Source organism: Kitasatospora sp. NPDC088351, assembly GCF_040685575.1.
Lineage (GTDB): Bacteria > Actinomycetota > Actinomycetes > Streptomycetales > Streptomycetaceae > Kitasatospora.
Genome location: NZ_JBFBIL010000026.1, coordinates 42,377 through 56,972 on the forward strand (window position 1 = coordinate 42,377; position 14,596 = coordinate 56,972).

Consider the following 14,596-nt stretch of genomic DNA (forward strand, 5'->3'; position numbering starts at 1 on the left):
AGTCCGCTCCGGGCCATCTACGGACGGGAGTTGGGAGAACTGACGAACCGTCCGTGGCGATGGCGCACCAGTACGACAACTGATACGGCAGCAACCTCGGATACGGCACGTCTGGCAAGAGCCCGCAACCGTCGGGCGGACACGATCGGGGGCCCCTCAGCAGGGGCCGGGCGGGATGGGGACATTCCCATGGCAGAGAAGCAACCCAATGAGAAGCTGACCACGTGGTTCGGCCGCAGCGGCTGGTCCAAGGGCGAGTTGGCCCGCCAGGTCAACCGCAGGGCCCGCCAGATCGGTGCCCACCATGTGTCCACGGACACCTCGCGGGTGCGCCGCTGGCTCGACGGTGAGCAGCCCCGAGAACCTATCCCAAAGATCATGTCGGAACTGTTCTCCGAGCGTTTCGGCTCGGTGGTCTCCATCGAGGACCTCGGCCTGCGCGCCGCCATCCCGGTCTCCACCGTGGGCGGCGGCGTCGACCTGCCGTGGAGCGCGCCCCAGACCGTTCAGCTGATCAGCGACTACTCCCGCAGCGACCTGATGCTCAACCGGCGGGGTTTCCTGGGCACCTCGCTCGCCCTGACCGCCGGTGCCGCGCTGATCGAGCCCATGCAGCGCTGGCTCGCCCCGGGCCCGAGCGGCGTGCCCACCCCGATCCTCACCGCGGCCAACGGCGGCGAGCCGTTCACCGGCCGGCTCTCCGAGCCCGAGCTGGAACTGCTGGAGCAGACCACCGTCATGTTCCGCCAGTGGGACGCCCAGAACGGCGGCGGGCTGCGCCGCAAGGCCGTCGTCGGCCAGCTCCACGAGGTCACCGACCTGCTCCAGGAGACGTACCCCGAGCAGACCACCAAGCGGCTGTTCCGGCTCACCGCCGAACTGGCCCACCTGGCCGGCTGGATGTCGTACGACGTCGGGATGCACCCCAGCGCGCAGAAGTACTACGTGCTGGCGCTGCACGCCGCCAAGGAGGCCGGCGACCGCCCGTTCGGCGCGCTCATCCTCACCGACATGAGCCGCCAGATGATCCACCTCAACCGCGGCGAGGACGCCCTGGAGCTGATCCACCTCGCCCAGTACGGCAGCCGCGACACCGCCACCCCGCGCCAGCAGTCGCTGCTGTACGCGATGGAGGCGCGCGCCTACGCCACCATCGGCGAGGTGAACCGCTGCGCCCGGGCCGTCCGGCTGGCCGAGGACACCTTCACCGACATCCGCGAGGGCGACGGCGACCCGGACTGGCTGAAGTTCTTCTCGCCCGCCGAGCTGAACGCCGAGAACGCGCACTCCTTCCGCGACCTCGCCTACCACTCCGACCAGGCCGAGCTGTACGCCTCGATGTCCGCCCCGGTGATGGAGCGCGCGGTGGACCTCTTCCGCCAGGACGGTGACCACGTCCGCTCGTACGCCTTCAACCTGATCGGCATGGCCAGCGTGCACCTGCTGCAGAAGGAGCCGGAGCAGGCCGCGGCGATGGCCGAGCAGGCGGTGGACATCGCCACCAAGGTGCGCTCGGAGCGGCTCAACTCCCGGGTGCGCAAGACCACCGAGGCCGCCGCCTCCCGGTTCAGGGGCGTGGACGCGGTCAGCCGGCTCAAGGAGCGGGTGGTCCAGGACATTCCGGAGTACGTCTCGGTGGTCTGACCCGCGCCGGGCCACCCCCCCCACGGGCCTCCGTCGAGGCCCCGCCCGCCCCGCCGACCGTGACGGCCGCCGCCGTCACGGTCGGCGGCATGTCCGGCGGCTCCGGCGGTATGTCCGGCACATGGCGCACGGGCACACGGCGCCCGGCGCGCCGCACCGCCCGGGCCCGCCGCGCGCGGCACGATAGCCGGTCCGGAGGCCCGGCGCGGCCGCGGTTCACGCAGGCGTAACCCCCGCGTCGCCGTCGTCACGGCCGCGAAACAACGGGCCGCACCGGCTGAAACCGGCCTTCGGCACGCTCCATCTCATCGCCGACACCCCGGGTACACGGGTAACCCGGGTGTGGAGCGGCTTCCACCATGAGGAGACGCCGATGCCGGACGGCTTCAGCGCGGGCGACACCGCCTTCGTGCTCATCAGTGCGGCCCTGGTCATGTTGATGACCCCGGGCCTGGCCTTCTTCTACGGAGGCATGGTCAGGGCCAAGAGCACGCTCAACATGCTGGCGATGAGCTTTCTCTCGCTCGGCATCGTCAGCGTGCTCTGGGTCCTCTACGGGTACTCGCTCAGCTTCGGCCCCGACGCGGGTGCCGGCCTGATCGGCAACCTGGACTTCCTCGGCCTGCACGGCATCGGCCTGAACGACCTCACCGGGACGATCCCCGTCACCGCGTTCTCCGCCTTCCAGCTGATGTTCGCGATCATCACCCCGGCCCTGATCAGCGGCGCCGTCGCGGACCGCGCCAGATTCGCCGCCTGGGGCCTGTTCATCGCGCTCTGGGTGACCGTGGTCTACTTCCCGGTCGCGCACTGGGTGTTCTTCTTCGACGGCGGCAAGGGCGGCTGGCTCGGCGACCGCAACGGCGTGATCGACTTCGCCGGCGGCACCGCCGTGCACATCAACGCGGGCGTCGCGGGTCTGGCCCTCTGTCTGGTGCTGGGCAGGCGGATCGGCTTCCGGAAGGACCCGATGCGCCCGCACAGCCTGCCGCTGGTGATGCTCGGCTCCGGGCTGCTCTGGTTCGGCTGGTTCGGCTTCAACGCCGGTTCGGCGCTGGCCGCCAACGGCGTCGCCGCGATGGCGCTGGTCAACACCCAGGTCGCCACGGCGGCCGCGCTGCTCGGCTGGCTGGTCTACGAGAAGCTGCGGCACGGCGCGTTCACCACGCTGGGCGCCGCCTCCGGCGCGGTGTCCGGCCTGGTCGCCGTCACCCCCGCCTGCGGCTCGGTCAGCCCGCTCGGCGCGGTGGCGATCGGTCTGGTCGCGGGCGCGGTCTGCGCCGCCGCGATCAGCCTCAAGTACCGCTTCGGCTTCGACGACTCGCTCGACGTGGTCGGTGTGCACGCGGTCGGCGGCGCGATCGGCTCGCTGCTGGTCGGCCTCTTCGCCACCGGCACGGTCGGCCAGACCGCCAAGGGCCTGTTCTACGGCGGCGGCCCGGGACAGCTCGGCAAGCAGGCGATGGGCGTGGCGGTGGTCGGCGGGTACTCCTTCGTGCTCTCCTGGCTGCTCGCCAAGGCGATCGACCGCACGGTCGGGTTCCGGGTCGCCGACGAGGTCGAGCTCGCCGGCATCGACCAGGCCGAGCACGCCGAATCCGCCTACGACTTCAGCGCGATGGGCGCCGGCCTGGCCAGGACCGCCTTCGTCTCCGTACCGGTCTCCGTCGCTGTCTCCGCTCCCGCCGCGGTCGTGGTGGCCGACCCGCTCCGGACCTCCCCCGCCCCGGCGCCCGCCGCGGCCGTGGTCGCCGGTCTGGCCAGGACCGCTCCCGCTCCCGCCCCCGCCGCGGCCGTGGTCGCCGCGGTCGAGTCCGTCGCCGAGGCCGCCGAGAAGAACGGGGCCGATGCCCAGTGAAACTGATCACCGCAGTCATCAAGCCGCACCGCCTGGACGACGTGAAGGCCGCCCTGCAGGCCTTCGGAGTGCACGGCCTGACCGTCATCGAGGCCAGCGGCTACGGCCGCCAGCGCGGCCACACCGAGGTCTACCGGGGCGCGGAGTACCAGGTGGACCTGGTGCCCAAGGCCAGGATCGAGGTGCTGGTCGAGGACGAGGACGCCGATCAGCTGATCGACGTCCTGGTGAAGGCCGCCCGGACCGGAAAGATCGGCGACGGCAAGGTCTGGAGCGTCCCGGTCGACACGGCCGTCCGGGTCCGCACCGGCGAGCGCGGCCCCGACGCCCTCTAGCATTCAGCTCGATCAACCCGCGGGCGGGCCCGCGACCACCCGGTGGTCGCCGGTCCGCTGACGGCGCATCAGTCCAGGACGACGGACGGGGACCCGTATGACCGCCGAGACCTCTCCTCCCCCCTCACCCGGCGACGGGCACCAGGGGACCGGCCCGCCCGCCGACTACGCCGCCGCCCGGGCCGGGCTGCTGGCCGCCCCCGGTCCCACCGGTGACGCCCGCCGCACCGCGCTGGCCGCGCTCACCGACGACTGGCTGGGCGGCCTGCTCACGGCGGCCGGCGCCCCGGCCGGCGTCGCCCTGGTCGCCGTCGGCGGCTACGGACGCGGCGAACTCTCGCCCCGCAGCGACCTCGACGTGCTGCTGCTGCACGACGGCCCGCTCGACCCGGAGCTGCCCGAGCGCATCTGGTACCCCGTCTGGGACAGTGGCGCCGCCCTCGACCACTCGGTGCGCACCCTCGCCCAGGCCCGGACCGTCGCCGCCGCCGACCTCAAGGCCCAGCTCGGCCTGCTGGACGCCCGGCACATCGCCGGGGACCCGGCGCTCACCGAGGCCCTGCGCTCCGCCGTCCTCGGCGACTGGCGCGCGAGCGCCCCCCGGCGCCTGCCCGAGCTGCGCGAACTCGCCCGGGAGCGGGCCGAGCGGCACGGCGAGCTGTCCTTCCTGCTGGAGCCCGACCTCAAGGAGGCCAGGGGCGGCCTGCGCGACGTGGTCACACTCGACGCGATCGCCGCCAGCTGGCTGGCCGACGCCCCCCGGGACGGTCTGGACGCCGCCGCGCTGCGGCTGGCCGACGTACGCGACGCCCTGCACCTGGCCACCGGCCGGGCCACCGAGCGGCTCAGCCTCCAGGACCAGGACCAGGTGGCCGAGCGGCTCGGGGTGCTGGACGCCGACACCCTGCTGCGCCAGGTGTACGAGGCCGCCCGCACCGTCGCCTACGCGAGCGATGTCACCTGGCGGGCGGTGGACCGGGTGCTCGCCGCCCGCTCCGCCCGGGGCCTGCGGTCGTCGCGGCTCTCCTTCCCCTTCACCGGCGCCGGGCGCGGCGCCGGCGCGGTGGCCCGGGGCGCGGTCCGGCGCCGCCCGCTCGCCGAGGGCGTGGTCGAGCAGGACGGCGAGGCGGTGCTCGCCCAGGGTGCCCGCCCGGCCGCCGATCCGGTGCTGCCGCTGCGCGCCGCGGCCGCCGCCGCCCAGAACGGGCTGACCGTCTCGTACGCGACGGTGCGCCGGCTGGCCGCCGAGTGCCGTCCGCTGCCGGTGCCCTGGCCGGACGAGGCGCGCGAGCAACTGGTCACCCTGCTGGGCGCGGGCGAGGCGTGCATCCCGGTCTGGGAGGCGCTGGAGGCGGAGGGGCTGATCACCCGGCTGCTGCCGGACTGGGAGCGGGTGCGCTGCCGGCCGCAGCGCAACGCGGTGCACCGCTGGACGGTGGACCGGCACCTGGTGGAGACGGCGGTCCGGGCCGCCGCGATGACCCGCCGGGTGGCCAGACCCGACCTGCTGCTGGTCGCCGCGCTGCTGCACGACCTCGGCAAGGGCCTGCCCGGCGACCACAGCGAGGCGGGTGAGGTGATCGTCCGCGATGTGGCCGTCCGGATGGGTTTCGACGAGGACGACACGGAGACCCTGGCGGTGCTGGTCCGCCATCATCTGGCCCTGGTGGAGACCGCGACCCGGCGGGACCTGGACGACCCGGCCACCGTGGAGGCGATCACCAAGGCGGTCGGCACCCCGGCGCGGCTGGAGCTGCTGCACGCGCTGACCGAGGCCGATGCCACCGCCACCGGCCCCGCCGCCTGGAGCAGCTGGCGGGCCTCGCTGGTGGACGGCCTGGCCGCCCGGGCCGCGGCCCAGCTGGCCGGCGGGCAGCCGGGCCGGGCGGAGGCCGAGCCGACCGCGGAGCAGGAGCGGCTCGCGGTGGAGGCCGCCCGGACCGGCGGGCCGGCGCTCACGCTGCTGGCCCAGGCCGGGCCGGAGGTCCCGGGGCCGGGCCGGGAGGGTGCCGGGCCGGCGGGCACCGAACCGATGGGCGTCCGGCTGACCCTGGCCGTACCGGACCGGCCGGGTCTGCTCGGCACGGTCGCCGGGGTGCTCGCGCTGCACCGGCTGACCGTCCGCTCGGCAGGCCTGCGCGAGCTGGACCCGATCGGCGCGGGCGCGGTGCTGCTGCTCTCCTGGACGGTGGCCGCCGAGTTCGGCGAGCTGCCGGAGGCAGCCCGGCTGCGGGCCGATCTGCGCCGGGCGCTGGACGGTTCACTGGACGTCTCGCGCCGGCTCGCCGAGCGCGACGCGGCCACCCCGCGCCGACCCGGCATCCCCACCCCGCCGCCGCTGGTCGCGGTCGCGCCCGCGGCGGCCTCGGCCACCGCGACGGTGCTGGAGGTCCGCGCCCATGACGCCCCCGGCCTGCTGCACCGGATCGGCCGGGCGCTGGACGGGGCCGGTGTCCGGGTCAGGACCGCGTACGTCAGCACGCTCGGCGCGGACGCCGTCGACTCCTTCTACCTGACCGACGTGGCGGGCCGGCCGCTCTCGGCCCGGCGGGCCGGGGAGGTGGCGGCGGCCGTGCGGGCCGCGCTGGTCCGAGGACCGGACGCCGGGCCGAGCACCGGCCGGGACTCCGGGCCGAGCACCGGCCGAACGGCGTACTGAACACCGGGTGAACCCGGGTGGAGACCGTACCCGGGGCGGCCGGATACCCTGGGGGGCGACGACCGTACCGATACCGATGCCGCAGAGGACCCGCGACGACGTGTTCGACACCCTTTCCGATCGCCTCGCAGCGACGTTCAAGAACCTCCGGGGCAAGGGCCGCCTCAGCGAGGCGGACATCGACGCCACCGCCCGCGAGATCCGCATCGCGCTGCTGGAGGCGGACGTTGCGCTGCCGGTCGTGCGGGCCTTCATCAAGCAGGTCAAGGAGCGGGCACTCGGTGTCGAGGTCTCCGGCGCGCTGAACCCCGCGCAGCAGATCATCAAGATCGTCAACGAGGAGCTCATCGCCATCCTCGGTGGCGAGACGCGCCGGGTGAAGTTCGCCAAGAACGGCCCGACGGTGATCATGCTCGCAGGTCTCCAGGGTGCCGGTAAGACCACCCTCGCGGGCAAGCTCGGCCACTGGCTGAAGACGCAGAAGCACACCCCGCTGCTGGTCGCCTGCGACCTCCAGCGCCCCAACGCCGTCAACCAGCTCCAGGTCGTCGCCGACCGCGCGGGCGTGGCCTTCTACGGCCCGCAGCCGGGCAACGGCGTGGGCGACCCGGTGCAGGTCGCCCGGGACTCGATCGAGTACGCCAAGCAGAAGCAGTACGACGTCGTCATCGTCGACACCGCCGGCCGCCTGGGCATCGACGCCGAGCTGATGCAGCAGGCCGCCGACATCCGGGCCGCGGTCAACCCGGACGAGGTCCTGTTCGTCGTCGACGCGATGATCGGCCAGGACGCGGTCACCACCGCGCAGGCCTTCCTCGACGGCGTCGACTTCACCGGTGTGGTGCTCTCCAAGCTCGACGGCGACGCCCGCGGTGGTGCCGCCCTGTCGGTCGCGCACGTCACCGGCCGACAGATCATGTTCGCCTCCAACGGCGAGAAGGTCGACGACTTCGACGCCTTCCACCCCGACCGGATGGCCTCGCGCATCCTCGGCATGGGCGACGTGCTCTCGCTGATCGAGAAGGCCGAGCAGACCTTCTCGCAGGCCGAGGCCGAGAAGATCGCCTCCAAGCTGCAGGGCGGCGGCAAGGACTTCACGCTCGACGACTTCCTGGACCAGCTGGAGCAGGTCCGGAAGATGGGCTCGATCTCCAAGCTGCTGGGCATGCTGCCCGGCATGGGCCAGATCCGCGAGCAGATCAACAACATCGACGACAAGGACGTCGACCGGGTCGGCGCCATCATCAAGTCGATGACCCCGGCCGAGCGGACCGACCCGAAGATCATCAACGGCTCGCGCCGACTGCGCATCGCCAAGGGTTCGGGCGTCGGCGTCGGCGAGGTCAACAACCTGGTCGAGCGGTTCTTCGAGGCCCGCAAGATGATGTCCGCGATGGCCTCCGGCAAGGGCATGCCCGGCATGCCGGGGATCCCGGGCATGGGCGGCGGCTCGAAGAAGTCCGCCAAGAAGGCCCCGCAGGCCAAGGGCAAGCGCAAGAGCGGCAACCCGCTGAAGCGCGCGCAGGAGGAGGCCGCGGCCGCCCAGCGCCGCGCCCTGGGCCCGGGGGCCGGCCAGGCCCCGGCCGACGGCGGCGGCGCGTTCGGCCTCGGCGCGGGCAAGGGCCCGGCCGACTTCGAGCTGCCCAAGGAGTTCAAGGACCTGCTGTAGACCCTGCGGCCGGTGCGGAACCGAGGCGCCGCGAACGGCCCGCCTCCCCGAACCAGGGCGCCGCGAACGGCCCGCCTCCCGGTACCGCCGGGGCGGTGGGCCGTTCGTATGTCCGATGATGGTGCCGTGAGAGTGACGATCAGGGCCCCGCGGGCAGGGGACGAAGCTGCGTACGCCGAGGCGGTCCGACGGTCCGCCGACCACATCGGGCGGTGGAACCCGGTCGAGCCGGACGGGCTGCCGGAACTCCTGGAGCGCCAGGGCGCCGGCCTGCGGACCTTCCTGATCGTGGACCGGGCCAGCGGTGGGCTGGTCGGCAAGGTGAACGTCGCCAACATCGTGATGGGCCGGTTCTGCAACGGCGCGCTCGGCTACGACTCGTACCTGCCGTTCGCCGGCACCGGCCGGATGACCGAGGGCATGCGGCTGGTGCTGGACCGCTGCTTCGCCCCGCAGGCCTCCGGCGGGCTCGGCCTGCACCGGCTGGAGATCAACGTGCAGCCGGACAACGAGCGCTCGATCGCGCTGGCCCGGCGGCTGGGCTTCCGGCACGAGGGCTCCACCCCGCGGATGCTGTACCTGCAGGGGGCCTGGCGGGACCACGAGCGGTTCGCGATGACCGCCGAGGAGTGGCCCGGCCTGGGGGAGTAGGGCCTGCTCAGCGGCGTCCGGGCGCGGCGTTGCGGTTGGATCACCCGAGCGGATGTCCGTATTGTCCGACGGGTGACCGATCCCGTACCGCCGCGCCAGACCCCCGACCAGCCCTGGCGGTCCGAGGGCGCCCCGCCTCCGCCGCCTCCGCGCCGCAGGATGCCCGGCGGCTGGCCGGGCCTCGTCCTCACCGCGCTCGTGGTGTTCCTGATCTCCGACCTGCTGCTGTCCTTCTTCGGCAACGCCGGGGCCACCACGATCTCCTACACCGAGTTCGACAACCAGTTGAACAAGGGCAACGTCACCAAGATCTACTCCAAGGGCGACTCCATCGAGGGCACCCTGAAGAGCGCCGAGCCCAAGCCGGACGGCGCCAAGGGCACCTACACCGAGTTCGACACCCAGCGGCCGGTCTTCGCCGGGGACAACCTCTGGACCGCCCTCCAGCAGCACGGCGTCGAGGTCACCGCCTCGCCGGTGGTCCAGCAGCGCAGCTTCCTCGCCAACCTGCTGATCTCGCTCGCCCCGATGCTGCTGCTGATCCTGATCTGGGTGCTGCTCGCCCGCCGGATGGCCGGTGGCATGGGCGCCGGCGCGCTCGGCCGCAAGGCCCCGCCCAAACCGGTCACCAGTGACGCCGGCACCCGCACCACCTTCGCCGACGTGGCCGGTATCGACGAGGTCGAGGCCGAACTCACCGAGGTGGTCGACTTCCTCAAACACCCCGAGCAGTACCGTCGGCTCGGCGCCAAGATGCCGCGCGGCGTGCTGCTCTCCGGCCCGCCCGGCACCGGGAAGACCCTGCTCGCCCGGGCCGTCGCCGGTGAGGCGAACGTGCCGTTCTTCTCCGCCTCCGCCTCCGAGTTCATCGAGATGATCGTCGGCGTCGGCGCCAGCCGGGTCCGCGAGCTCTTCGCCGAGGCCCGCAAGGTCGCCCCGGCGATCATCTTCATCGACGAGATCGACACCATCGGCCGCCAGCGCGGCGGCAGCGGCGGCATGGGCGGCCACGACGAGCGCGAGCAGACGCTCAACCAGATCCTCACCGAGATGGACGGTTTCACCGGCTCCGAGGGCGTCATCGTCATCGCCGCCACCAACCGGGCGGAGGTGCTCGACCCGGCCCTGCTGCGCCCCGGCCGGTTCGACCGGCGGATCACCGTCAGCCCGCCGGACCGGAACGGACGGGCCGCCATCCTGCGCATCCACACCCGGACCGTCCCGCTCGCCGGGGACACCGACCTCAACCAGCTGGCCAAGGTCACCCCCGGCATGACCGGCGCCGAACTGGCCAACCTGGTCAACGAGGCCGCCCTGCTGGCCGTCAAGCGGAAGCAGGACGCGGTGGGGGAGCGCGACCTCTCGGACGCGCTGGAGAAGGTCCAGCTCGGCGCCGTCCGCCCACTGGTGATGCCGCAGTCCGAGCGTGAGCGCACCGCGTACCACGAGAGCGGCCACGCGCTGCTCGGGATGCTCCAGCCGGGCGCGGATCCGGTCCGCAAGATCACCATCGTGCCGCGCGGGCGGGCGCTCGGCGTCACCCTCTCCACCCCCGAGACCGACCGCTACTCCTACACCGAGGCCTATCTGCGTGGCCGGATCATCGGCGCGCTCGGTGGGATGGCCGCCGAGCAGGTCGTCTACGGCGTGATCACCACCGGCGCGGAGAGCGATCTGGAGCAGGTCACCAACATCGCCCGGGGCATGGCAGGCCGCTGGGGCATGAGCGAGCGGGTCGGCCGGCTCACCGCCGTCCCCGCCGACCCACAGGGCGCGTACGGGCTGTCCGCCGCACCGACCACGCTGGACGCGGTGGACGAGGAGGCCCGGCGGATCGTCGCCGAGTGCTACGAGGAGGCGGTGCGGCTGCTGACCGAGCAGCGGGCCCGGCTGGACGCGCTGGCGGCGGCGCTGCTGGAGGCCGAGACGCTGGACGAGGAGGCGGCCTACCGGGCCGCCGGGGTGCCGCGGAAGTCGCTCGACCAGGCGTGAGCCGTTCGAGTGAGGGCGCTCGCCGGGTGGCGGGCGCCCTCTTCGTTCGCGCGGCGGGTTCTATCGCTCGGCGGGCTACCGGGGTTGCTCGGCGACCAGGTAGCGGAAGAGGTTCTCCATGCGGACCGAGCCGTCCGGGCGCAGGTACGGGGCCAGCGCCTCCTCCAGTTCCTTGGCCACCAGCGGCAGCCCGGAGAACTCCGCCGCCGCCTCGTACAGGCCGGTGGAGAGCAGCCCGCGCACCGCGCTGTCCAGGTCCGGGTAGGCGAACGGGCAGCTCACCCGGCCGCTGCCGGCCGGGTGCAGACCGGCGCCGGCGAGCAGATCCTCCAGCGCGCCGGGCGGACTCAGCTCGAACGGGTCACGCGCGGTGGTACGGCCGGCCATCCGGCGGGCCACGTCCAGGACGGACGCGCTCTCGCAGCGCTCCGGCGGGCCCCAGGCGGCCAGCACCACGTGCCCGCCGGGGAGCGTCAGCCGGGCCGCCTCGGCCACCACCCGGGCCGGGTCGGCGGATCCGGGCAACTGCTCGAAAACGGTCACCAGCGAATAGGCCGAGTGGGGGAGGGCCGTCGTTGGCCGGGCACCGGCTCCGACCCGCAGCCGGCGGCCCCGGGCCAGCTCGCGCAGCTCGTCCTGCGGCTCCAGACCGGAGACCTGCGCGCCCCGCCCGGCGGCCAGCAGCAGCGCCAGGCCGGACCGGCAGCCGAGGCCCAGGACGCTGGTCGCCGGGCCGACCTCCAACCGGCTGTAGACGGCTTCGTAGAGCGGTACCAGCATGCGTTCCTGGATCTCCGCCCAGTCGCGCGCCCGCGCGGGCCACGCGATCGCGCGCGGTGGGTCGTGCGGGTCGTGCGGGCGTGCGCCCGTGGGTCGTACGGTCGTGCCGGTCGTCCGAGCTGAAGCCATCGCGGCCTCCCATCCGGTCCTTCGGTGTGCTGCTACGGCTCCCCCAAAGTCCCGCCCCACTCCAGCGAACAGCGGCTCGGGCGTGGCGTCCAGAGGGGTGCGGGGTGGTGCGCGCGTGTCGCGGTCGTGCGCCCCCTGGCGGGCCCGGGCGCTCCGGAGGCCGACCGGTCCCGCAGAACGGATTCGAAGTCAGGGCCTCGCTCCCCGTACCATTCGCCCCATGGCAAAGGCACCCGTTCTCACCCCCCAGGCGGACGACTTCCCGCGCTGGTACCAGGACCTCATCAGCAAGGCCGAGCTGGCCGACAACGGTCCGGTGCGCGGCACCATGGTCATCCGACCGTACGGCTACGGCCTGTGGGAGCGGATGCAGCAGGAGATGGACGCCCGCATCAAGAAGGCCGGCGCACAGAACGCCTACTTCCCGATGTTCATCCCGCAGTCCTACCTGACCAAGGAAGCCGAGCACGTCGAGGGCTTCGCCCCCGAGCTCGCGGTGGTCACCCACGGCGGCGGCAAGCAGCTGGACGAGCCGATCGTGGTCCGGCCGACCTCCGAAACGATCATCAACGAGTACTTCTCCAAGTGGGTCCAGAGCCACCGCGACCTGCCCCTGCTGATCAACCAGTGGGCCAACGTGGTCCGCTGGGAGCTGCGCCCGCGCATCTTCCTGCGCACCACCGAGTTCCTCTGGCAGGAGGGCCACACCGCCCACGCCGGCTACGAGGACGCCCGTGACTACGCCTCGATGATCCACACGGACGTCTACGGCGACTTCATGACCAATGTGCTCGGCATCGATGTCGTGCTCGGCCGCAAGACCGCCAAGGAGCGCTTCGCCGGCGCCATCAACACCCTCACCCTCGAGGGCATGATGGGCGACGGCAAGGCGCTGCAGATGGGCACCAGCCACGAGCTGGGCCAGAACTTCGCCAAGGCGTTCAACACCACCTACCAGCTCCAGGGCGCCGAGCGCGAGTACGTCTGGCAGACCTCCTGGGGCGTCTCGACCCGTATGGTCGGCGGCCTGATCATGTCCCACGGCGACGACAACGGCCTGCGGGTTCCCCCGCGCCTGGCCGCCGTCCAGGCCGTCGTCCTCGCCATCAAGGGCGACGACGCGGTGATCGCCAAGGTCCGCGAGATCGGCGCCCGGCTGGAGGCCGCCGGCATCCGCGTGGTCGTCGACGACCGCACCGACACCCCGTTCGGCCGCCGCGCCGTCGACTGGGAGCTCAAGGGCGTGCCGCTGCGCATCGAGGTCGGCCCGCGCGACCTGGAGAACGGCACCGCGATGCTGGCCCGCCGTATCCCCGGTGGCAAGGAGCCGGTCTCCATCGACGGCCTGGCGGAGCTGGTGCCCGGCGTCCTGGAGGAGGACCAGGCGCTGCTGCTGCGCCAGTCCCGCGAGCGCCGCGAGGCCCGCACGGTGGACGTGACCAACCTCGACGAGGCCGTCGAGGCCGCCGCCACCGGCTGGGGCCGGATCTCCTGGGCCGAGCTGGGCCCGGAGGGCGAGGCCAAGCTGGCCGAGCAGGGCGTCTCGGTGCGCTGCATTGTCGCCGCCGACGGATCGGTGCCGCAGACGGACGACCAGGACGGCAATATCGCGATCGTCGCGCGCGCCTACTGACAGCGGAAACCGACGGAAACCGGCAGAAGCCGACGGATGTCGACAGCCGCCGATGCGTGCTGATGGTTGCTGACAACGCCTGCTGAGAATACGGGCTGTAAGTATCCAGAGACCGTCTCACCTGTTGACATCGCTACTGGCCAGTCAACTGCCAGTATTAACGGAATAGCGGTACGGTGTACGGCCCGTGGCCCTGTCAACTCGGCAGGACCACGGGCCGTACGTCCTGGGGGCGACAGCCCGCGCCCGGACGGAAAATACGAGGCTCGGCGAGTTGCGACGGGCCGAAACCTGCAGGGGGTTGGTCTTGCGTCAGATCCGGAACGCGCAATTCGCGCGCGGTCGTGCATTCCTGAGAGTTCCCTGGGAATTCCCGGAGAGCGAGAACACGCGGAACATTGGCTCCCACTGCATCGTTGGTCTAGCGTGAGCACGACACAGCCCCTCGTTCTCGCGGCCGAACTGGCCGCCGCCTGGAGTGACATCCAGGCCTTCCATCAGGACCTCCCCGACCTCGCCTCGCCCGAGGCGCTGATCGGTGAATCCTCCTCGGCCTGTGGCGCCCGGCTCGGTTTCGAGCGGCTCCTCCACGAGGCCGCCCACGGTCTGGCCGCGGCCCGGGACATCCGGGACACCTCGCGCGCCGGCCGCTACCACAACCGGCGCTTCCTGCTGCTCGCCTCCGAGCTCGGCCTGGCGCACCCGGTCGAACCGCACGCGAGCAGCGGCTTCTCCCAGGTGACCATGCTCAAGGAGACGCAGGAGCGGTACGCCGACACCATCGAACGCCTGGACCGGGCCCTCGGCGCCCACCAGGAGGCGGTGGCCGGTGATGGCGTGACGCGCGCCTTCCGCGGTCCGGCCGCCCGGCACGGCTCCTCCGGGGGCGGCGTCCGGGTCAAGGCGGTCTGCGGCTGCGGGCGGAACGTCCGGGTCGTGCCGTCGGTGCTCGCGCAGGCGTCCATCGTCTGCGGCGCGTGCCAGCAGCCGTTCAAGATCGCATAGCTTGGAGAACCGGCCGGCGGCTGTGCGGGCAGCACGTCCGGCCGGAGCAATCGGCCGATCGGCCCATTGAGTTGTCGAGTGGCTCTACCGATCGGCTCTACCGAGCGGGCGGCCGATGTGTGTCGGGCTGACCGGGGGCGAGGGCTCCCGGTCGGGCCTGTTGCCGGGGCCGTCGGGCGGCCGTCGGGTGGCTGGCGGCGGTGAAGACGGCCTGGTGGTGGCGGCCGGGTGAAGGCGGTTC

Annotated in this window: 8 protein-coding genes and 2 pseudogenes; 9 read left to right on the forward strand and 1 reads right to left on the reverse strand. The window is 72.8% G+C overall.

Annotated features, from left to right (window positions below; all coding sequences use genetic code 11):
- Nucleotides 1-189: 189 nt before the first annotated feature.
- From AB0P06_RS19660 to ftsH, 7 genes and pseudogenes are all read left to right on the forward strand, one after another.
- A complete protein-coding gene (locus AB0P06_RS19660; protein ID WP_363608922.1) occupies nt 190-1,644 on the forward strand; it encodes a hypothetical protein in 1,455 nt (484 codons plus the stop codon).
- A gap of 373 nt (nt 1,645-2,017) precedes the next feature.
- Nucleotides 2,018-3,286, forward strand: a pseudogene (locus tag AB0P06_RS19665) (ammonium transporter); the annotation flags it as partial.
- A gap of 212 nt (nt 3,287-3,498) precedes the next feature.
- Nucleotides 3,499-3,837: a P-II family nitrogen regulator gene (locus tag AB0P06_RS19670; RefSeq protein WP_363608924.1), complete on the forward strand. Its 339-nt coding sequence runs from the start codon at nt 3,499-3,501 to the stop codon at nt 3,835-3,837.
- Between the two features lie 97 nt (nt 3,838-3,934).
- Nucleotides 3,935-6,418: pseudogene (locus tag AB0P06_RS19675) on the forward strand ([protein-PII] uridylyltransferase); the annotation flags it as partial.
- A gap of 178 nt (nt 6,419-6,596) precedes the next feature.
- Complete coding sequence (gene ffh / locus AB0P06_RS19680) at nt 6,597-8,165, forward strand: signal recognition particle protein (protein ID WP_363608996.1); 1,569 nt, start codon at nt 6,597-6,599, stop codon at nt 8,163-8,165.
- A 108-nt stretch (nt 8,166-8,273) separates the two neighbouring features.
- Nucleotides 8,274-8,816 carry a GNAT family protein gene (locus AB0P06_RS19685; RefSeq protein ID WP_363608926.1) on the forward strand — a complete coding sequence of 181 codons (543 nt, stop codon included), beginning with the start codon at nt 8,274-8,276 and terminating at the stop codon, nt 8,814-8,816.
- A gap of 72 nt (nt 8,817-8,888) precedes the next feature.
- Complete coding sequence (gene ftsH / locus AB0P06_RS19690) at nt 8,889-10,808, forward strand: ATP-dependent zinc metalloprotease FtsH (RefSeq protein WP_363608928.1); 1,920 nt, start codon at nt 8,889-8,891, stop codon at nt 10,806-10,808.
- 75 nt (nt 10,809-10,883) lie between these two features.
- On the opposite strand, the gene AB0P06_RS19695 is transcribed toward ftsH, so the two are convergent.
- Nucleotides 10,884-11,717, reverse strand: coding sequence for a methyltransferase domain-containing protein (locus AB0P06_RS19695; RefSeq protein ID WP_363608930.1), 834 nt, complete (start codon nt 11,715-11,717; stop codon nt 10,884-10,886).
- Nucleotides 11,718-11,937: 220 nt separating this feature from the next.
- On the opposite strand from AB0P06_RS19695, the gene proS reads away from it, so the two are divergent.
- Both proS and AB0P06_RS19705 read left to right on the forward strand, forming a co-directional pair.
- Nucleotides 11,938-13,350, forward strand: a complete 1,413-nt coding sequence (gene proS, locus AB0P06_RS19700) for a proline--tRNA ligase (protein ID WP_363608931.1) — start codon at nt 11,938-11,940, stop codon at nt 13,348-13,350.
- A 426-nt stretch (nt 13,351-13,776) separates the two neighbouring features.
- Entirely contained in the window at nt 13,777-14,355 is a 579-nt protein-coding gene (locus tag AB0P06_RS19705; protein WP_363608933.1) for a hypothetical protein, read from the forward strand.
- The last annotated feature ends 241 nt before the right edge of the window (nt 14,356-14,596 follow it).

Bases quoted from the DNA above. Each gene is read 5' to 3' on its own strand.
- AB0P06_RS19660 (WP_363608922.1), top strand. From the start codon at position 190: ATGGCAGAGAAGCAACCCAATGAGAAGCTGACCACGTGGTTCGGCCGC.
- AB0P06_RS19685 (WP_363608926.1), top strand. From the start codon at position 8,274: ATGTCCGATGATGGTGCCGTGAGAGTGACGATCAGGGCCCCGCGGGCA.
- AB0P06_RS19695 (WP_363608930.1), bottom strand. From the start codon at position 11,717: ATGGCTTCAGCTCGGACGACCGGCACGACCGTACGACCCACGGGCGCA.
- proS (WP_363608931.1), top strand. From the start codon at position 11,938: ATGGCAAAGGCACCCGTTCTCACCCCCCAGGCGGACGACTTCCCGCGC.